Raw genomic sequence first — 19,175 nt, 5'->3', positions numbered from 1 at the left:
AAATTGACGTACATCAATTTTTTTTGGTTAAAGGCTGGACGAGGGCATTTTTTGGGGATTGCGATTCAAATAGTTAGCGCTAAGTCACAGTTTTAAATTTTGCCGATTGCCACGCAAAATCTGGCTTTGGCGCACAAAAAAGCCGCACTTTCCGTCGGTGAAAAACGGGGAGCGCGGCTCGCGGCAGCGTTATGAAACTGTTAACCCAGCGCCTTGAACGCCTTGAGCCGCTGCAGATGCGGCGAGATGTTTTTGAACTTGTGCGTCTGCTGTTCATCCCACACGATCTCGTAGTAGTGATGCAGCAATTCGGCGCTGCGCCGGTTATCCAGCACCTCGTCGTGGCGCGACAGCACCACCAGACAGCGATCGCGGTTTTTCTCGCGGAAATCCTCCACGCACTTGGTGGCGATATCGCGATACTCTTCCGGCCGGTCTATCTTGCCGTGCATGTGCTCTTCCGGGTACAGGTTGGGATTGAACATCGCCTGGCGAATGCCGCACAGGAAGCCGATGCGCTCCGCCCAGAAGCCGCCGAGGCCGACCCCACAGATCAACGGGTGCGCATCGCCGCCCTGCTGCACCGCCTTGTCCACCTCTTTCAACAGATGCTGCATGTCGTGACGCGGGTGCAGCGTGCTGTAGCTGATAAAGCGCACATCCGGATCGATAAACTGCAGCTGTAACACCTTTTCATGATTGCCGGGGCTGGTGGAATCGAAGCCGTGCAAATAGATAATCATGTGGATCCTCGCAACAAGCCAAGGGCCGCGGGCGCGGCCCTCATCATTTCCGCTCTGCGCCGCGATGCGGCGCCTGGATTCACCCTTGCGAACGCTGCTTGTGCTCCTCCCAGCGTTCGCTCAGCGCGCTGAGCGCCTTGTGCGCCTGCTGCCAGCGCTCGGAGTCGCGCAGTTCCTGACGGGTGAACTGACCGCGATGATATAACCGCTTCACCTTCTCTGCTTTGACCGGGGACAGGTTATCCAACACGCTGATCGCGCCTTCGCGGTGGTTGCACACCAGGATCATGTCGCAACCGGCATCCAGCGCCGCCTGGCCGCGTTCGGCATAGCTGCCCATGATGGCGGCGCCTTCCATCGACAGATCGTCGGAGAAAATCACGCCGTCGAAACCCAGCTCCTGACGCAGGATCTGCTGCAGCCAGTACGGCGAGCCGCTGGCCGGACGCGGGTCCGCTTCAGTATAGATGACGTGAGCCGGCATGACGGCGTCCAGCAGCTGACGATTGATCAGCTCGCGGAAGATCGCCATGTCATGCTCGCGGATCTGCGCCAGCGGCCGCGGATCGCGCGGGGTTTCCTTGTGCGAATCGGCGCTGACGGCGCCGTGCCCCGGGAAGTGCTTACCGGTGGTTTTCATGCCGGCGCTGTGCATGCCGAGGATAAAGCGCTCCGCCATCGCCAACGCCTGCTGCGGATCGCTGTGGAACGAACGCTCGCCGATCGCTGCGCTGGCATGGCCGATGTCCAGCACCGGCGCAAAGCTGATGTCGATATCCTGCGCGATCATCTCCGCCGCCATCAGCCAGCCGGCCTCCTGCGCCAGGCGGCCACCTTCTTGCGCATCGTTCAAGGCGGCGAACGATTGCGCCGCCGGCAAGCGGGTGAAGCCTTCGCGGAAGCGCTGCACGCGCCCGCCCTCCTGATCCACGGCCACCACCAGCCGATCGTGCGAAGCGGCGCGGATCTGGCGCACCAGCTCACGCAGCTGCTCCGCATCGTGGAAATTGCGGGTAAACAGGATCAATCCGCCAACCAGCGGGTGTTTCAGAATCTCGCGTTCTTCTGCATCCAGCTCGTAGCCGGCGACATCTAGCATTACTGGGCCCACGGGCACCTCACTTCATATTGTTCGTTCAGAATTCGGATGATGATAAACAGAATTGCCGGCGCAGCGCCGCGCCCCAGCGCAAAAATTCAACGTCGCCGCTCTGCTGCCAGCGCACTTCAAACCACAGCAGCATCAGATAATCCACCCACGGCAGCCAGCGCTGCACCTGCGCCTGCAGCCGGGCGACATCGTGATAGCCCTGACGCGCATAGTGCTGCAAAAAGCGCTGCTGCGGCTCAGCCGTCCAGCCGTTGCCGCGAAACAGCGCGGCGATATCCAACGCCACATCGCCGTCGGCGGCATACTCCCAGTCGATAAGCCGCAGCCCCTCGCCGGTCGCGAGCAAATTGCCCGGGTGGATGTCCATGTGCAGCGGCGCCAGGCGTAATGGCCGCGGCGGCGCGCAGCGTAAGAAATGACGCTGCCAACGCAGCCAGGCGGGGGTTAAACGCCGCGTATCCAGCTGCTGCCAGTAGCGGAGGAACTGCCGCCGCAGATCCAGCCGGTAACCGCTGAGCGGCCGCCGATGCAGCGTCGTCGCCATCGCCGCCAGCTCGCCGCGTTGATTCAGCATGTCAAACTCAGCTTCTGTGACGATGTCACCGTCGAGCCATTCGAGGACAAGCCACTGATTATTCTGCGCGAAAACCCGTGGCCCGAGCCCCGACGCGCAGCGACGCAAGACCTGCGCTTCCCGCCGTCTGCTCACGCCCAGCGCGCGTTTCTCCACGCTGTTTTGCCGCGCCAGCAGCGTAATGCCCGATCCGTCGATGCGCCAGCTCTCGCCGGTCAGCCCCTGCACCGGGCTGAAATGACAACCGGCGGTATTCACCGCCGGCAGTCTGGTTTCCATCAATTGTCGCAGCGCGGCCTCAGCGTTTAACGGCGCCATTGCCCGACCAGACGATCTCGCCGGTTTGCACCAGCATCAGCTGCATATCCAACGCCGGTGACTTCACGTCGCCGCTGACGTCGCTGTACAACACGTACTGCGCGCCGACAATGCGCGCCAGGCCAATCGCCTTGCTGCGCGAGCCGAAGCTGTCATCCGCCGACAGGCCCAGCGTTTGTCTGGCGCTCGTCAGCTTCGCTTCCGGCACCACGCTGAAGGTGGAGTTCGACGCCAGCGCCTTATACAGCGCCGCGGTGGCTTTGCCCATCTGCAGCGAGCCGTTGGTGTTATTCTTGACGCTGTCCAGCAGCAGCACGCTGCCGGCCGTGACGCCATCGGCCTTCAGCATCTGATTCACCAGCGGTTGAACGCTGCCCAGCCAGTCAAGCTGCTGGATTTTCGGCGGCTGCGGCACCGGCTCGGTGGTTGGCGGCTGCGGCTGCTCGACCGGCGGCGTTGGCTGTTCCGGTTCGGCGGTGACCGGCGGCAACGGCTGATCCGGCTCAGGCGGGCGCGACAGACAGCCGCTCAGGGTGAATGCGGCCAGCGCCACTAAGACGTACTTTTTCATGCTTTTTCTCCAAACCTGGCAAGCGCTTACAGGTACAGATACAGACGCGCGCTTTTAGCTTCCAGATTACCGTTAATCGAGTAGATTTTGGCGTCCGAGTTAGGCGCCACGACGATCTCACGCGGTTTCTCGAAGGGGCGAATATCCAGCCCCTGCGCGTCGTACCAATAGAAACGATAATGCACGGTGACCGGCGTCGGTTGGCTGTTATTGAGCACCGAAGTCGCCATCACCCGCCCGGAAGCGTTCGAGACAGAGGGCGTATCGGCAAAAATGCCGGCGGTCAGCACCGAAGGATCCATCACCACCGTTTGCCCCCGGTTAACCGCAATGCCGGATGGCGAACTGCACCCCATCAGCAACGCGGCGGGCAGCGCCAACGCCATCAGACAACGCAGAGTTTTTTTACCGCGCATGATTTCCTCGCTTAACGTGACAGCAGCGGCCCCAGCGAGCGGCCACCGACCAGGTGCATATGAATATGATAGACCTCCTGACCGGCGTGGCGGTTGCAGTTGACGATCAGGCGGTAGCCGTCCTCGGCGATGCCTTCCTGTTCGGCGATTTTTGCCGCGGCGGTGATCATGCGGCCCAACGCGGCCTCATGCTCAACGGTCACGTCGTTGACGGTTGGGATCAGCACGTTGGGAACGATCAGCACATGGGTGGGCGCCTGGGGGGAGATGTCACGGAAAGCGGTGACCAGTTCATCCTGGTAAACCACATCAGCAGGGATTTCGCGGCGGATAATTTTACTGAAAATCGTTTCTTCGGCCATCTGGCGTTCCTTGTTTTACACAATTAGCTGTACGCAGTATGAGTGACAAATTCTACTGCTTTCAACCTGATTGCGCACTTTCCACGTCGAGTGCTGCAGATTCGCGCAGGCCGTCGCCCCGCTTGTGCATCTTTTCACTTTGGTTATTCACTATTGTTGCTTTACTTGCCCCACGCCGCCGCCAATAGTAACCCCATGATTAACAAAGGATAGAGGGCGTTATGTTACCGAGAATTTCGGCGCTGTGCGCGCTGTTGCTGAGCACCGCCGTGCAGGCGGCCACGACGGGCGGTATCGACCTGCAGGCTAACCGAGAGCCGATACACACAGAGAAAAATCCCGCCGCTATCGCGCTGATCCCGGCGAACTTTCACTTCGCGGTGCCCGGCAAGCTGACGGTGGCGGTAGCATTCGAGAACTCCCCGCCGCTGGCGCTGTTCGCCGAAGACAATAAAACGCTGATCGGCAGCGATCCGGACATCGCCCGCCTGGTGGCCGACAGCCTCGGGCTGGAGCTGAATCTGGTGCCCACCTCTTGGGAAGATTGGCCGCTGGGCATCAGCGCGGGCAAATACGATGCGGCGATCTTCAACATCGCCGTCACCAAACAGCGTAAAACCAAATTCGATTTCGCCACCTACCGGGTGGACACGCTGGGCTTTTACGTCAAATCCACCAGCCACATCACCGCGATCAACCGCCCGCAGGACGTGGCCGGGCTGCGGATCATCGTCGGATCCGGCACCAATCAGGAAAACATTCTGCTGGGATGGGATAAGCAGAATCGCGCCGCCGGGCTGCCGCCGGTACAGCCGATCTACGTGACCGACGACGCCGCCACCAACCTCAGCATTCAGTCCGGGCGCGCCGATGCGTTCTTCGGCCCCCACTCCACTGGCGCCTACAAGGCGGCGCTGACCGGCAAAACCAAAATGGTCGGCATCGGCCCCAGCGTGGCCTACGTCGCGGTCACCACCAAAAAAGGCAACGGATTGGTGAACGCCGTCAACGCCGCGATCAATGGCGCGATCGTCAGCGGCGAATACGCGCAGGTGCTGGAACGCTGGGGCGAAGGCGACGAAAAGGTCGAGCGTTCAACCATCAACCCGCCGGGCATCGGCGACTAGCCGCCGATCAGCTGCGGCGCATGCCGACGCATCCACTCGGCCAGCGAGTCCAGCGTCGGCCGCAGCGATTTGCCCAGCGCGGTGACCTGATACTCCACCCGCGGCGGCACTTCGGGATACACCTGCCGCGTCACCAGACCGCGTTGTTCGAACAGCCGCAGCTGGCGCGTCAGCTCTTTTTGCGCGATGGGCGCCACCGCTCGCTGCAGCTCGCTGAATCGCACCGGGCCATCGATTATGATCAGCCGATACAGGATGGGTATCGCCCATTTGCCCGACACCAGATTGACGAAGTCCACCATCGGGCAGGGTTCGCCCGCCGTCGGCAGCGCCGACAAATTATTTTCCGCCGTTAAGGGCGCTTGCGTCGTCATTTCATCCCACCTCGTCCTTTAGTATCCAAAAGGTGCCTACTATGCAAAAGGAACTATAGCGCAAATAATGCCGCAACAGACGCTAAAGAGGAATCGGTTATGTCACGACTGCAAGGCAAATACGCATTGATTACCGGCGGCACCAGCGGCATCGGGCTGGAAACCGCCCGCCAGTTCATCGCCGAGGGCGCAACGGTGGCGATCACCGGCCGCAGCCAACGCGCCCTGGACGCGGCGGGCCAGGCATTGGCGGGCAACGCGCTGCTGCTGCTGAGCGATGCCGGCAACATCCCACAGCAGCGCGCGCTGGCGCAGCAGTTGGAGCAACGGTGGCCGCGGCTGGACGTGCTGTACGTAAACGCCGGCGACGTCACGCACCGCCCGCTGCAGGAGTGGGATGAGCAGAGCTACCAGCGGCTGATGGACATCAACCTGAAAGGGCCGTTCTTTCTGATCCAGGCGCTGCTGCCGCTGCTGGCCAACCCTTCTTCGGTGATCCTGTGCGGTTCGGTCAGCGCCCATATCGGCCTGCCGCAGAGCAGCGCCTACGCCGCCAGCAAAGCCGGTTTGTTGTCTTTGGCCAGAACGCTCTCCGGCGAGCTGCACCCGCGCGGCATTCGCGTCAACGGCCTCAGCCCCGGCCCGACCGAAACCCCGGCGCTGGGAAAACTGGGGCTGGCGGAAGCGGATGAGCGGGCCTTGCGCGACGATATCCGCGCGCTGGTGCCGATCGGCCGCATGGGCAGCGCATTGGAGCTGGCCAAAGCGGCGGTGTTTCTGGCGGCGGATGAGTCGGCCTTTATGGTCGGCGCGGAGCTGCAGATGGACGGCGGCGTGGGGAATCTTTAGCCGTCGCGCGACACAATAAGGCCGCTTACGCGGCCTTTGTCAGTGTCACTCAACTCACCCCTTGAATCGGGTTGGTATTAAAGGTGTAGACCACGATCTTCCACTGGCCCTGCTGTTTCTCCAATACAAATACTTCACGGTTTAAATCGATCAAGGTGGCTCCGTCGCTTATTCGGGTTACCGTCGCGCCGCGATGATGGTGCGTGCGCACATAGGCCATATTCCCGTTCACACTGATGCTGTCATAAGCAAACTCGGTTTCAAATTTCTCGTTTTTAAATAAATTGTCATATTGTTGTCGGCGTTTTTCATTGCTGTCCGCCGTCGGTTTTTCGTTCCATTGCGAGTAACTTTCCGGGGCAAAAAGTGACAAAATTGTTTGCGTATCGCCGGCGTTAAGCGCTGCCTGGTAGCGGCTTATCAGGTTATACACCGCCTTCTGCTCGGCCGCGACGCTCGCCTCAGCGGAAACCCTGTAACTTTGCGATGCGGCCTCGCTGCTTGCGGCATAACTTTGGCCGCACAAGCCCACGCCCGCCAATAACAATACGGCAGTTAATTTTTTCATATAAATATCCTCTCAGGCGTTATTTCATAATGGCAATACAGGATGCGATTTCAGATAAATAAAAACGCTGGAAATAAATTATCCAATGCCGCGTTAAATTGACAGCCGGCATATTTAAAAATACTCTTTTAATAATTTAAATAATGGAAGCCGTTAACATGAATGAACTGCACGCGCTGCGCGTATTCTGCCAGGTGGTGGAAATGGAGGGGTTCAGCCAGGCGGCAACCAAAATGGGGCTCTCTCCGGCCAGCGTCACATACAGCATCAATCAGCTTGAAAAACAGTTCGGGCAACGCCTGTTCAAGCGTTCAACCCGGCGCTTCTCGCTGACCAGCGCCGGGGAGCGTTGCTATCACACCGCGCAAGAAATTCTGCAGCAGTTTGACCGGCTGAAAAACGACATGTCGTGCGATTTTGAACAACCACGAGGACCGCTGCGGGTCGAGATAGCCTCGATGCTCAGCAGCATGCATATCGCCCCGGTGCTCCCGGCTTTTTTGGCGCAATACCCAGAGTTGCAGCTCAGCGTGTCGGTCAGCGATCGCTTGGTCAATCCGGCGGAAGATCGCGCCGACGTGTTTATTCGCATCGGCGCCGGCAATATCCCCGAGATGGTCAGCCGCCCATTGCTGCAACCCCGTTATCTGTGCTGTGCGTCTCCCGATTATTTTGCGCGCCACGGCCGGCCGGAACACCCGGAGCAGTTGCAACGCCATCAGCGGCTGGGATTTATCCGTTCAGGCGCGGCGGCGGCGGACGACTGGCAGTTCATTCGTGGTGACGAGCGCTACCGTCTGGCGCCCAGCCCGCTGTTGAGCTTCAACCATTCACAATCGCTGTGTGAGGTGGCCAGGAACCATCTTGGCCTGGTTTACTTGCTGGACTGCACGCTGGAAAACTATCTGAAGGCGGGCGAACTGGAACCGATACTGCTGGAGTGGGCGCCCCCTGGGGCGCCGATCAATATTCTCTATCCGCGCCTGCGGGATCGCAGCCATAAAATTCGGGTTTTCGTCGACTTCATCAGCGAACTGTTCGCCGGTAAATCCGCCGGGCACTGATCGCGCAGCTCATCCCAACCCGGGGATATCGACACCGAAAGTCTGCAGCAGCAACACCACGTTGAGCAGCACGATCACCACCGTGCCGACCACCGCAGCCAGGCTGGTCCAGCGACCGTTGGCGAACTCGCCCATGATGTCGCGGCGACGGGTGAACATTACCAGCGCAATCATCGGCGCCGGCAGCGCCAGGCTCAGCACCACCTGGCTGTAGACCAGCGCGTCGGTGGCGTTGACGCCCATCGCCACCACGATAAACGCCGGCACCATGGTGACCAGGCGGCGCACCCACACCGGAATGCGGAAGCCAACGAAGCCCTGCATGATCATTTGCCCGGCCATGGTGCCCACCACCGAGCTGGAAATGCCGGAGGCGATCAGCGAAGCGAGGAAGATACCGGCGGCCGCCGCACCGAACAGCGGCGTCAGCGTATGGTAGGCAGTGCCAATTTCGGCCACGTCGCTGTTACCGGCGTGGAAGGCGCTCGAGGCCATGATGACCATCGCGATATTCACCAGCCCGGCGAGCGCCAACGCGATCACCACCTCAATATTGGAGAAACGCAGCAGCTTGCGCCGCTCGCCGTTGTCGCTGGCCGGGCTGCGGTGCTGGGTCAGCCCCGAATGCAGGAAAATGGCGTGCGGCATCACGGTGGCGCCGATAATGCCGACGGCGATGGTCAGCGCCTGCGCGTCCGGCAGCTGCGGCGTCACCATGCCGATCCCAGCCGCCTGCCAATCCACCGGTACGATGAACATCTCCACCAGGTAACACAGCGCAATGATGCCCACCAGGCCGCCGATCATCAGCTCAACCGGGCGAAAACCTTTCTTTTCCACCATCAACAGCGCATAGGTGATCACCGCCGTCACGCCCATCCCCGCCAGCAGCGGCATATGGAACAGCAGCGCCAGCGCGATCGCGCCGCCGAGAAACTCCGCCAGATCGGTGGCCATCGCCGCCACTTCGCTAAGCAGCCACATGCCGATCACTACCGGCCGTGAAAACTGATCGCGGCACATCTCCGCCAGATTGCGGTTGGTGACGATACCCAGCTTGGCCGACAGCGCCTGGAACAGCATGGCGATCAGGTTGGCCATCACCACCACCCACAGCAGGCTGTAACCGTATTTCGCCCCGGCCTGGATGTTGGTGGCGAAGTTGCCGGGATCCATATAGGCAATAGAGGCAATCACCGCTGGGCCGGCGAACAGCAGCGGCGTAAAGGCGCCGCGCTTGCGTCCGGCAAGGGCGGCGCCAATCGCGATGTTGGTCCGTTCGGTTAACGATGGGGTGGTTGCCGCGTCACGCATGAAGTACCCTCAATCTTTTGCTGGTTATTTTTCCACCTATCATGCTGACAATGTAGCATCGGCTACACTTTATGCAACAGGCGAAATTCATTGGCCGTGTGTAAAGATGTTTCTAACTACCACAATGCGTGGCATCGAATTGATAATGTGTGCTATTTGGACTAACTTAGGGCAACCCTCCCCGCATTGCCGGGAGACGCCATTTTTATGCTTACAGGACGCCCCACGCTATGGTTACCCGCGCGCCAGATAACGCCGACCGCCACGCCCAGACCGACATGCCGGACGAGGCCGAGCACGCCCTGCGTTTTAGCCGCGCCCGCGAAGCGCAGTCCAATGCGCTGATCGAAGATTACGTTGAGCTGATCGCCGATTTGCTGCAAAGCACCCGCGAAGCCAGAACCACCGATATCGCGCGCCGCTTCGGCGTGTCTCATCCGACGGCGATCAAAAATATCGCGCGGCTGAAAAGCGCCGGGCTGGTGGAATCGCGCCCTTATCGCGGGGTATTTCTAACCGAGGAAGGCGAGCAGCTGGCGCAGAAGGTGCGCCGCCGTCACCGCATCGTGGTCGATCTGCTGATGTGCGTCGGGGTGCCGAGCGAAACCGCCGAGCTGGACAGCGAAGGGATTGAACACCATATCTCGGACGAAACGCTGGCGGTGTTCGAACATTACCTGCAAAAGCACGCCAAACCCTGACTCCCGGAGCGCCGATGAGCTACGCCGTGCGGCAAATCCATGATCTGCGCCTGGTGGTTTTCGCCGAAGCCGGGCCAATGTTGAAAGACGAGAACGACGTCAGCCTGTTTATCGCGCCCGCCTTTAAACACGATGCCGGGATGATTGCCCTTCCCATCAACCGCCTCGACGCCGCCTTCTTCCAGCTAAGAAGCGGCATTGCCGGCGCCGTATTGCAGAAATTCATCAACTACCGCCTGCGCGTGACGCTGCTGGGCGATATCACCCCCTGGCTGACGCAAAGCAACGCGCTGCAAGATTTTGTGCGCGAAGCCAATCGCGGCGAACAGGTCTGGTTCCTCTCATCTCTCACCGAACTCGAACAGCGCCTTGGCGCCTGACGACAGGCAACAAAAAAGGGAGGCTTTCGCCTCCCTCGATAACTCCCCTGCCTGAATCAATGATTACGGATGTATTCGTCCATATCGGTTTTCAGGTTGTCGGACTTGGTGCCGAAGATGGCCTGCACGCCGGAGCCAGCGACGACTACGCCGGCTGCGCCCAGTTTCTTCAGGCCCGCCTGGTCGACTTTGGACACGTCGGCCACGCTGACGCGCAGACGGGTGATGCAAGCATCCAGGTTAGTGATGTTTTCTTTACCGCCGAAGGCCTGAACCAGCGCGGCGGACATTTCGGAACCGCCCTGCGCAGTCTGCTCGGCAGCGGTGTCTTCACGGCCCGGCGTTTTCAGATCCAGCTTGGCGATCAGCACGCGGAAGATGGTGTAGTACACCAGACCGTAGATGATGCCGACGATTGGGAACAGCCAGATTTTGCTGCTGTTGCCGCTCAGTACGATAAAGTCGATCAGGCCGTGCGAGAAGCTGGTGCCGTCACGCATGCCCAACAGGATGCAGATTGGGAACGCCAGGCCGGCCAGGATAGCGTGGATCACGTACAGGATCGGCGCAACGAACATGAAGGAGAACTCGATCGGCTCGGTGATACCGGTCAGGAACGAGGTCAGCGCGGCGGAGATCATGATGCCGCCGACTTTCGCGCGGTTTTCCGGCTTGGCCGAGTGCCAGATGGCGATGGCCGCAGCAGGCAGACCGTACATTTTGAACAGGAAGCCGCCGGACAGTTTGCCCGCGGTCGGGTCGCCCGCCATATAGCGAGGGATATCACCGTGGAATACCTGGCCCGCCGCGTTGGTGAACTCACCAATTTGCATTTGGAACGGGACGTTCCAGATGTGGTGCAGACCGAACGGCACCAGTGCACGCTCAACCACGCCGTAGATGCCGAAGGCCACGACCGGGTTCTGATAAGCCGCCCACTGCGAGAAGGTCTGGATAGCCGTACCGATCGGCGGCCAGATGAAGGACAGCACTACGCCCAGAACGATCGCCGCCAGACCGGAAATGATCGGCACGAAACGCTTACCGGCAAAGAAGCCCAGGTATTCCGGCAGTTGAATGCGGAAGAAGCGGTTAAACATATAGGCCGCGATGGCGCCGGAGATAATCCCCCCGAGCACACCGGTATCCGCCAGGTGTTTGGCCGCAATTTCTTCAGCCGGCAAGTGCAGCACCAGCGGCGCAACCACCGCCATGGTTTTCACCATGATGCCGTAAGCCACCACCGCCGCCAGCGCGGAAACGCCGTCGTTGTTGGTGAAGCCCAAGGCGACGCCGATGGCGAAAATCAGCGGCATGTTGGCGAAGACCGAACCGCCCGCTTCCGCCATCACGTGGGAGACTACCGCAGGTAGCCAGCTAAAGTTGGCGGAACCGACGCCCAGCAGGATACCTGCGATAGGCAACACGGACACCGGCAGCATGAGCGATTTACCTACTTTTTGCAGGTTTGCAAATGCGTTCTTGAACATAGTTGAGTGTGCTCCTGAGTAATAATGCTTTGCTACTTCTTGTCGCGATTGGTCGCGCTGCAAGGGGGGGAGAAAAACCCCTGCAATTCAGGGTGTCTGAGCACCCCTTGAATTTATTACGCAGAGTAAAATAAATAGCCTGCGCAATGTTTGATGACAATCACGTTTCGATGATCGAGCCGCGGCAACTTTGCATAAACCGGCGTTTTTTTGGCAAAACAGAGCAAAAAACGCGCACCAATCACCCTGAAACGGGAGCGAACCTTACCCGTTTCAGTGATTAATTACGAGCTTAAAAAAAATTACGCAGACAATGACCTACCGCTATAGCCTAGGTCAAAGATCACAGTTCGAGGTGAAATAAGCGTGAAAAGTTGGCGGTGGTCGCTTCGGCCAGTTGTTCCAGGCTGACGCCCTTCAATACCGCCATGTATTCAGCCACATCACGCACATAGGCGGGTTGGTTTTCTTTGCCGCGATGCGGCACCGGCGCCAGATAAGGCGAGTCGGTTTCCACCAGCATGCGATCCAGCGGCACGTAGCGTGCCACTTCGCGCAGCTGTTCGGCATTGCGGAAGGTGACGATGCCGGAGAAGGATATGTAGAAGCCCAGATCCAGCAAGGCTTCGGCCGTGGCCAGATCTTCGGTGAAGCAGTGCAGCACGCCGCCGCAGTCTTGCGCGTTCTCTTCACGCAGGATCGCCAGCGTGTCCGCGCGCGCCTCGCGGGTGTGGACGATCACCGGCTTGTTCAGATCACGGCCAATGCGGATATGTTCGCGGAAAGAGTCCTGCTGCAGCTCAAGGTTGTCTTTCTGGTAGAAGTAATCGAGCCCGGTCTCTCCCAGCGCCACTACCCGCTCCGCCGCCGCCAGGCGACGCAGCTCGGCGTAATCATAACCCTCTTCCAGATTAAGCGGATGCACCCCGCAGGAGAAAGCCACATCGTTGCGCTCGCCGATCAGTTCGGTCATGGAACGGTAACCCGGCAACGTGGTGGCGACCGCCAGCACATAGCCGACGTCGCGCGCCTTGGCCTTGGCCAGCGCGTCGTCCACATTCTGGTGCAGCGTTTGGTAATCCAGGCCGTCAAGGTGGCAATGAGAATCGACTAACAACATAATTTTTAACTCTTATACTTTACAGCGAGTGAGGTTGGGAATAGCCGGCGGCGCCAAGCATCTGTTCCCAGCGAAGTAACTGTTCGGTCAGCAGCAGCTCGCGGTTGACGCCCACCACGCTGAGCAGCTGGTGACGGCAGTTCAGCCACTGCTGCACAATCTGTTGCAGCGAGGCGCTGCTCAGCAGGCTGGCCAGCTGATGCACCAGCGGCTGCTGATCCTGATTCAATACATAGTGATGCGCGCCCTGTTGCCACTTCATTGCGTCCACCAATAACGCGCACAGCCAATGCAGGCGTTCGGCGACGTCTTCATGGTTTAGCACCGGCAACAGCGACAGCATATCGCGTTGCGGCAGCGCGGCGCTCAATGCGGCGCACAGGGCGCCGCGCTGTTGCCACTGCTGCGGTTGCAACAGCTGTTCGGCGGCCAGGGGCGCGCCGTCGTGCAGGCGCAGCGCCGTGACTCGGTCTGTCTGAGAGCCCGCCGCCTGCCGGCCCAACCACTGCAGGCTGAGCTGCTCATCCGGGCTGGCCAAATGCCAGTACAGGCAGCGGCTGCGCAGCGTCGCCATCAGCCGCGACGGCTCACGGCAACCCAACAGAAAATAGGTTTTCTCCGGCGGCTCCTCCAGCGTTTTCAACAGCGCGTTGGCCGCCGCCTCGGTCAGCTGTTCCGCCTGCGGCAGCCAAATCACCTTGGCGCCGCCCTGTTGCGCGTGGGCGTACAGCGTTTCAATCACCTGGCGGATGGGTTCGATGCCCAGGCTGCTCTTGCCCTTTTCCGGCGCCAACACGTGATAATCCGGGTGATTGCCCGCCAGCATCAACCGGCAGCTGTGGCACTCGCCGCAGCTTTTTTCCCCGTTGCGCTGTTGGCAGATCAACCAACGGCTCAGGCCGTAGGCCAACGCATCGTCACCATTGCCCGCCGCCGCATGCAGCAGCAGCGCATGATGGCCACGGCCGTCGGCGTACTGCCTAATCAGCTGGCGATAAGGGCCATTCAGCCACGGGTACCAGTTCATTATGCGCCTTCCTGCTGCCGCAGCCAGTGGCTGACGCAGTCGCGGATCGCCGCAGTCACCTGCTCCAGCGGCTCGGCGGCGTCGACGGTGACGATCGTTTCGTCCTGCGCCGCCAGTTCGAGATAGCGAGCGCGGGTGCGTTCGAAGAACGGCAGCGCCTCCTGCTCGATGCGATCCAACTGACCGCGCGCCTGTGCGCGTTGCAGGCCGACCAGCGGAGGCAGATCGAGATAGACCGTCAGATCCGGGTGAAAATCCCCCAGCACGGTGTCGCGCAGCGAGGCCATCAGCTGCGGATCCACGCCACGGCCGCCGCCCTGATAGGCTTGTGAAGAGAGATCGTGGCGATCGCCCACCACCCAGGCGCCGCGCGCCAGGGCGGGTTTGATCACGGTTTCCACCAACTGCACGCGCGCAGCGTACAGCATCAAGACTTCGGCCTTGATGGTCGGCAATTCGCCGTCTATGCCGCGCTTGAACAGGTCGCGCAGCTTCTCCGCCAACGGCGTGCCGCCGGGTTCACGGGTGAAGACGATGTCGTTGATGCCATGTTCACGCAGCACATTGACTACCGTGTCGCGCGCGGTGGTTTTGCCCGCGCCTTCCAGCCCTTCGATTACAACGAATTTACTTTTCATTCTTTTCCTTTAACGCCTGACGGTACACGCGCACCGCCTGGTTATGGCTCGCCAGATTGGTGGTGAAGGTATGCCCACCCTTGCCGTCGGCGACAAAATAGAGATAAGGCGTTTTGGCCGGATTGGCAGCCGCTTGCAGCGAGGCCTCGCCCGGCATGGCGATCGGCGTTGGCGGCAGGCCAGCGATCACATAGGTGTTGTAAGGCGTCGGCGTCTCCAGATCCTTGCGCGTGATGTTGCCATTATAGCTCTCGCCCATGCCGTAGATCACCGTCGGATCGGTCTGCAGACGCATGCCGATGCGCAAACGGTTGACGAACACCGACGCCACCTTGCTGCGCTCTTCCGGCACCGCGGTCTCTTTCTCGACGATCGAGGCCATGGTCAGCAACTCTTCCGGCGTTTTGTACGGCAGACTGGTGTCGCGGCCGTCCCAGGCGGCCTGCAGCGCTTTGTTCATGCGGACGTGGGCGCGTTTGAGCAGCGCGATGTCGCTCATGCCGGCGGTATACTGGTAGGTATCCGGGTACAGCCGCCCTTCAGGGGTTTCTCCTGCAGCAATGCCGAGCGCGGCGGCGATCTCCGCGTCGCTTTTGCCCGCCAGAGTGTGTTTCAGGTATTTGGACTGCTGGAGCACCTGCTGCCAGTCACGCAGGCGTGAGCCTTCGATAAAGCGCGCGGTGAACTGCGCCTCTTTGCCGCTGGCCAACAGTTTCAGCATCTGGCGCACCGTCATGCCCGGCGTGAACCGGTAGGTTCCGGCCTTGAACTCCGCCAGCTCCGGTTCCAGTTTCAGCAGCCACTGGAACCAGCGGCCGCTGCGCACCAGTTTATCGCGTACCAGTAACCCTTCCAGCGCCACCCGGCCGGTGCCGGCAGGCAGTTTGAAGATAGTCTCTTGCTGGATAGCCAGCGGCGTATCGGCAAAGCGTTCGATCTTCTGGTAGCCCCAAAACAGCAGCGCCAATGCCAGAACAACAATAACAGACAGGACCTTCAGCTTTCTTTTCTTCATCAATCAGCCATGGTTAACAGTGTGGACGCAAAAAATCATACAGCTGGCGCGAATGATAACGCCATGATTGAGCAACGTTTACCGGCAGCAGCGGCATCAGCGCGTTGCTCACCAGGACTTCGTCGGCATCGGCCAGCGTCTCCAGCGGCTCGCTGACGCAGTGCAGACGGTATTCCGATCCCGCCAGCAGCGCGATCACCCGTCGCCGCATCAGGCCCGCGACGCCCGCCTGGCTCAGGTCAGGGGTAAACACCGCTTTTCCCTTACGCCAGAACAAATTAGCCGCACAGCATTCCACCAGCATACCGGCAGTGTCAAGCACCAGCGCCTCGTCGGCGGCCGTCTGGTCAAGATGCGCGCGGATCAGCACCTGCTCCAGGCGGTTCAAATGCTTCAACCCCGCCAGCAGCGGATTGCGCGCCAGCGCCACCGGGCTGAGCGCAAGCGTGATGCCCTGCTCGCGCCACTGCAAATAGTGCGCAGGGTAGCTGCTGCGGGCGACGATGCGCGTCGGGTTTTCGCACCCCGTCGGGCTATAGCCTCGTCCACCGCTGCCGCGCGTCAGTATCGCTTTGACCGCGCCGAGCGAAATTGATTCTGCCGCCTGCGCCATCTCGCGCTCGAAAGCCGGCCAATCGGTGGCGGGCAGCATCAGCCGTTGGGCCGCCTGCTGCAGCCGCTCCAGATGCCAGGGCAGCAGCTCGATTTTACCGTCGATAACCCGGGCGGTAGTAAAGCAGCCGTCGCCGAACTGCAGGCCACGATCGCTCGGCGCCAGCGCATCGTGGCGTTGTCCGTTAATCCAGTACATGCTTCCTCCTGTTGCCGGGTGATTTCATTACGCTCGCAGAATAGCAGGCAGCGAGGCAATACGCAGCCCTGCTGACGGCCGGACGCCAGGCGTAAAAAAGCCCGGTTAAAAAACCGGGCTTTTCATCAGCGAATAACCGCGCGAGTTACACTCGGCGGAAGATCAGCGAGCCGTTGGTGCCGCCGAAGCCGAAGGAGTTACACAGGGTGTACTCCATATCGCTGACCTGACGCGCTTCGTGAGGCACGAAGTCCAGATCGCAACCTTCATCCGGGTTATCCAGGTTGATGGTCGGCGGTACCGCCTGATCGCGCAGCGCCAGCACGGTAAAGATGGACTCGATCGCGCCCGCCGCACCCAACAGGTGGCCGGTCATCGATTTGGTTGAGCTCACCAGCACACGCTGGGCATCAGCGCCGAACACGGATTTCACCGCCTGCGCTTCCGCCTGGTCGCCCGCTGGCGTAGAGGTGCCGTGTGCGTTGATGTAACCGATTTGTGACGGGGTCACACCAGCGTCAAGCAGGGCATTTTCCATCGCCAACGCAGCGCCAGCGCCGTTTTCCGGTGGTGACGTCATGTGATAAGCATCGCTGCTCATCCCAAAGCCAACCACTTCGGCGTAGATTTTCGCGCCGCGTTTTTTCGCGTGTTCGTACTCTTCCAGCACCATCATGCCGGCGCCGTCGCCCAGCACGAAGCCGTCGCGGTCTTTATCCCACGGACGGCTCGCCGCCTGCGGGTTGTCATTACGGGTGGACAGGGCGCGCGCTGCGCCAAAGCCGCCGACGCCCAATGGGGTGCTGGCTTTCTCTGCCCCACCGGCCAGCATCACATCCGCATCATTGTAAGCAATGATACGCGCGGCATGGCCGATGTTGTGTACACCTGAAGTACAGGCGGTGGCGATGGAAATGCTTGGGCCACGCATGCCGTACATGATTGTCAGGTGACCTGCAATCATATTCACAATGGTGGAAGGCACGAAGAACGGACTGATTTTCCGTGGGCCACCGTTAACCAGTGAACTGTGGTTTTCTTCAATCAAACCCAGGCCGCCGATGCCGGAACCGATCGCGGCTCCAATGCGGCTGGCGTTAGCCTCGGTGATGTCCAGACCTGCATCCTGCATGGCTTGCATGCCGGCAGCGATACCGTACTGGATAAAGGCGTCCATCTTGCGCGCATCTTTGCGAGAGATGAAATCCTCAGAATTAAAATTCTTTACCAGGCCAGCAAACTTGGTCGCATAGGCAGTGGTATCGAAATGGTCGATCAGGCTGATGCCACTCTGACCGGCAAGAAGAGCGTTCCACGTGGACTCTACCGTATTGCCGACAGGAGACAACATGCCCAGTCCGGTCACAACTACTCGACGCTTAGACACGTTTGTCCTCCAGGGAGGGAAAAATATGACACTAGGGATAGAAAAAACTTAGGCGGTCGAACGACCGCCTAGATATGTTCTCTTACTGCTGGCTAGCGTTGATGAAATCAATAGCTGCCTGAACAGTAGTGATCTTCTCAGCTTCTTCGTCTGGAATCTCGGTGTCGAATTCTTCTTCCAGTGCCATTACCAGCTCAACGGTGTCAAGAGAATCAGCGCCCAGATCTTCAACGAAAGAAGCGTTGTTCAAAACTTCTTCCTGTTTAACACCCAGTTGCTCAACAATGATTTTCTTAACGCGTTCTTCGATAGTGCTCATACTCTTAAATTTCCTATCAAAACTCGCTTTCGCGATGGTTTTCGTAGTGTATAAAATGCTGAAAAAGATGCAACTAAATCCCGGCTGGTCAAACCACGATTTTACGCTATTTTGCGGTTTTTGCCTCAAATAACGCAAATGGTTTTCACATTTTTTAAATCATGTACATGCCGCCATTGACATGTAACGTTTCACCGGTGATATAGCCGGCCTCATCAGAGGCCAAAAATGCAACAGCGCTGGCGATTTCTTTAGCATCGCCCAGCCGGTTGGCTGGAACTGATGACAAAATGCCTGCGCGTTGATCATCTGTCAACGCCCGTGTCATGTCCGTCTCAATAAAGCCAGGTGCCACGACGTTGACCGTAATGCCACGAGAAGCAACTTCACGTGCCAAAGATTTGCTAAAACCAATCAGACCGGCTTTAGCCGCCGCGTAGTTCGCCTGCCCTGCGTTCCCCATGGTGCCGACAACGGAACCGATGGTGATGATACGGCCAAACCGCTTTTTCATCATAGCGCGCATTACCGCTTTTGACAGGCGGAATACGGAAGTCAGGTTAGTGTCGAGGATATCCTCCCACTCATCATCCTTCATACGCATCAGCAGGTTATCACGCGTAATGCCGGCATTATTCACTAAAATGTCGATTTCGCCAAATTCGGCGCGAATCGATGCCAGCACGCTGTCGATAGATTGCGCATCAACAACGTTCAACATAAACCCTTTGCCGTTTGCGCCCAGGTAGCCGCTGATCGCTTCAGCGCCGCTCTCGCTGGTCGCAGTGCCGATCACTTTGGCGCCGCGGGCCACAAACGTTTCTGCAATAGCTCGGCCAATACCGCGGCTCGCGCCGGTGACCAGAACGATTTTACCTTCGAAGCTCATCATTTTC

23 protein-coding genes are annotated in these 19,175 nt (G+C 59.6%); 5 read left to right on the top strand and 18 right to left on the bottom strand.

All coding sequences use genetic code 11. The features are described from left to right. Positions 1-200: 200 nt before the first annotated feature. The 6 genes from ycfP to hinT form a co-directional block, all read right to left on the bottom strand. Positions 201-743, bottom strand: coding sequence for an alpha/beta hydrolase YcfP (gene ycfP, locus ACJ8IP_RS01300; protein WP_015377468.1), 543 nt, complete (start codon positions 741-743; stop codon positions 201-203). A 79-nt stretch (positions 744-822) separates the two neighbouring features. Further along, the gene (gene nagZ / locus ACJ8IP_RS01295) at positions 823-1,842 is read right to left on the bottom strand and encodes a beta-N-acetylhexosaminidase (RefSeq protein WP_033642702.1); all 1,020 of its coding nucleotides are present in this window, start codon (positions 1,840-1,842) and stop codon (positions 823-825) included. Between the two features lie 37 nt (positions 1,843-1,879). Further along, the gene (gene thiK / locus ACJ8IP_RS01290) at positions 1,880-2,746 is read right to left on the bottom strand and encodes a thiamine kinase (protein WP_273974366.1); all 867 of its coding nucleotides are present in this window, start codon (positions 2,744-2,746) and stop codon (positions 1,880-1,882) included. Beyond that, positions 2,727-3,317: a penicillin-binding protein activator LpoB gene (gene lpoB, locus ACJ8IP_RS01285; RefSeq protein ID WP_044031470.1), complete on the bottom strand. Its 591-nt coding sequence runs from the start codon at positions 3,315-3,317 to the stop codon at positions 2,727-2,729. Before lpoB ends, thiK begins: the two co-directional genes overlap by 20 nt. 26 nt (positions 3,318-3,343) lie before the next feature. Further along, the gene (locus tag ACJ8IP_RS01280) at positions 3,344-3,733 is read right to left on the bottom strand and encodes a YcfL family protein (protein ID WP_025302428.1); all 390 of its coding nucleotides are present in this window, start codon (positions 3,731-3,733) and stop codon (positions 3,344-3,346) included. A gap of 11 nt (positions 3,734-3,744) precedes the next feature. After that, entirely contained in the window at positions 3,745-4,095 is a 351-nt protein-coding gene (gene hinT, locus ACJ8IP_RS01275) for a purine nucleoside phosphoramidase (protein WP_004928776.1), read from the bottom strand. A 221-nt stretch (positions 4,096-4,316) separates the two neighbouring features. On the opposite strand from hinT, the gene ACJ8IP_RS01270 reads away from it, so the two are divergent. Continuing rightward, a complete protein-coding gene (locus tag ACJ8IP_RS01270) occupies positions 4,317-5,222 on the top strand; it encodes an ABC transporter substrate-binding protein (RefSeq protein ID WP_042784214.1) in 906 nt (301 codons plus the stop codon). On the opposite strand, the gene ACJ8IP_RS01265 is transcribed toward ACJ8IP_RS01270, so the two are convergent. Further along, positions 5,219-5,596: a winged helix-turn-helix transcriptional regulator gene (locus ACJ8IP_RS01265; protein ID WP_080273385.1), complete on the bottom strand. Its 378-nt coding sequence runs from the start codon at positions 5,594-5,596 to the stop codon at positions 5,219-5,221. The genes ACJ8IP_RS01270 and ACJ8IP_RS01265 overlap by 4 nt on opposite strands. A gap of 99 nt (positions 5,597-5,695) precedes the next feature. On the opposite strand from ACJ8IP_RS01265, the gene ACJ8IP_RS01260 reads away from it, so the two are divergent. Then, positions 5,696-6,445 (top strand): SDR family oxidoreductase, encoded by a 750-nt coding sequence (locus ACJ8IP_RS01260; protein ID WP_187048800.1) that lies wholly within the window; start codon positions 5,696-5,698, stop codon positions 6,443-6,445. Between the two features lie 49 nt (positions 6,446-6,494). On the opposite strand, the gene ACJ8IP_RS01255 is transcribed toward ACJ8IP_RS01260, so the two are convergent. After that, complete coding sequence (locus ACJ8IP_RS01255) at positions 6,495-7,013, bottom strand: YybH family protein (RefSeq protein WP_147837892.1); 519 nt, start codon at positions 7,011-7,013, stop codon at positions 6,495-6,497. A 158-nt stretch (positions 7,014-7,171) separates the two neighbouring features. Here ACJ8IP_RS01255 and ACJ8IP_RS01250 point away from each other — a divergent pair, with 158 nt between their 5' ends. Then, on the top strand, positions 7,172-8,077 hold the full coding sequence (locus ACJ8IP_RS01250; RefSeq protein ID WP_273974367.1) for a LysR family transcriptional regulator: 906 nt from the start codon (positions 7,172-7,174) through the stop codon (positions 8,075-8,077). 9 nt (positions 8,078-8,086) lie between these two features. Here ACJ8IP_RS01250 and ACJ8IP_RS01245 read toward each other — a convergent pair whose 3' ends face one another. Next, the gene (locus tag ACJ8IP_RS01245) at positions 8,087-9,391 is read right to left on the bottom strand and encodes an Nramp family divalent metal transporter (RefSeq protein ID WP_019455828.1); all 1,305 of its coding nucleotides are present in this window, start codon (positions 9,389-9,391) and stop codon (positions 8,087-8,089) included. Between the two features lie 230 nt (positions 9,392-9,621). Between ACJ8IP_RS01245 and mntR the strand changes: the two genes are divergently transcribed. Then, the gene (mntR, locus tag ACJ8IP_RS01240) at positions 9,622-10,092 is read left to right on the top strand and encodes a manganese-binding transcriptional regulator MntR (protein ID WP_038875534.1); all 471 of its coding nucleotides are present in this window, start codon (positions 9,622-9,624) and stop codon (positions 10,090-10,092) included. Between the two features lie 14 nt (positions 10,093-10,106). Next, positions 10,107-10,472 carry a DUF4180 domain-containing protein gene (locus tag ACJ8IP_RS01235; protein ID WP_122004071.1) on the top strand — a complete coding sequence of 122 codons (366 nt, stop codon included), beginning with the start codon at positions 10,107-10,109 and terminating at the stop codon, positions 10,470-10,472. 56 nt (positions 10,473-10,528) lie between these two features. On the opposite strand, the gene ptsG is transcribed toward ACJ8IP_RS01235, so the two are convergent. From ptsG to fabG, 9 genes are all read right to left on the bottom strand, one after another. Then, positions 10,529-11,962: a PTS glucose transporter subunit IIBC gene (ptsG, locus tag ACJ8IP_RS01230; RefSeq protein WP_019455831.1), complete on the bottom strand. Its 1,434-nt coding sequence runs from the start codon at positions 11,960-11,962 to the stop codon at positions 10,529-10,531. A gap of 343 nt (positions 11,963-12,305) precedes the next feature. Then, positions 12,306-13,082 carry a metal-dependent hydrolase gene (locus ACJ8IP_RS01225; protein WP_033642690.1) on the bottom strand — a complete coding sequence of 259 codons (777 nt, stop codon included), beginning with the start codon at positions 13,080-13,082 and terminating at the stop codon, positions 12,306-12,308. A gap of 19 nt (positions 13,083-13,101) precedes the next feature. Then, positions 13,102-14,109: a DNA polymerase III subunit delta' gene (gene holB / locus ACJ8IP_RS01220; RefSeq protein ID WP_197789726.1), complete on the bottom strand. Its 1,008-nt coding sequence runs from the start codon at positions 14,107-14,109 to the stop codon at positions 13,102-13,104. Continuing rightward, on the bottom strand, positions 14,109-14,747 hold the full coding sequence (gene tmk, locus ACJ8IP_RS01215) for a dTMP kinase (protein ID WP_129993391.1): 639 nt from the start codon (positions 14,745-14,747) through the stop codon (positions 14,109-14,111). The genes holB and tmk overlap by 1 nt, the downstream gene beginning before the upstream one ends. Then, a complete protein-coding gene (gene mltG / locus ACJ8IP_RS01210; protein WP_046899265.1) occupies positions 14,737-15,762 on the bottom strand; it encodes an endolytic transglycosylase MltG in 1,026 nt (341 codons plus the stop codon). Before mltG ends, tmk begins: the two co-directional genes overlap by 11 nt. A 13-nt stretch (positions 15,763-15,775) precedes the next feature. Beyond that, positions 15,776-16,573 carry an aminodeoxychorismate lyase gene (gene pabC, locus ACJ8IP_RS01205; protein WP_197751855.1) on the bottom strand — a complete coding sequence of 266 codons (798 nt, stop codon included), beginning with the start codon at positions 16,571-16,573 and terminating at the stop codon, positions 15,776-15,778. Between the two features lie 145 nt (positions 16,574-16,718). Further along, positions 16,719-17,960: a beta-ketoacyl-ACP synthase II gene (gene fabF, locus ACJ8IP_RS01200; protein WP_033642685.1), complete on the bottom strand. Its 1,242-nt coding sequence runs from the start codon at positions 17,958-17,960 to the stop codon at positions 16,719-16,721. An 82-nt stretch (positions 17,961-18,042) separates the two neighbouring features. After that, complete coding sequence (gene acpP / locus ACJ8IP_RS01195) at positions 18,043-18,279, bottom strand: acyl carrier protein (protein ID WP_004719003.1); 237 nt, start codon at positions 18,277-18,279, stop codon at positions 18,043-18,045. A gap of 154 nt (positions 18,280-18,433) precedes the next feature. Continuing rightward, positions 18,434-19,168 carry a 3-oxoacyl-ACP reductase FabG gene (gene fabG / locus ACJ8IP_RS01190; protein ID WP_004928729.1) on the bottom strand — a complete coding sequence of 245 codons (735 nt, stop codon included), beginning with the start codon at positions 19,166-19,168 and terminating at the stop codon, positions 18,434-18,436. Between the last annotated feature and the right edge of the window lie 7 nt (positions 19,169-19,175).

The organism is Serratia sp. CY52157 (assembly GCF_052168495.1).
GTDB lineage: Bacteria > Pseudomonadota > Gammaproteobacteria > Enterobacterales > Enterobacteriaceae > Serratia > Serratia ureilytica.
The sequence above is the reverse complement of the archived record's forward strand: the minus strand, read 5'-3'. Positions and strand labels throughout refer to the sequence as shown.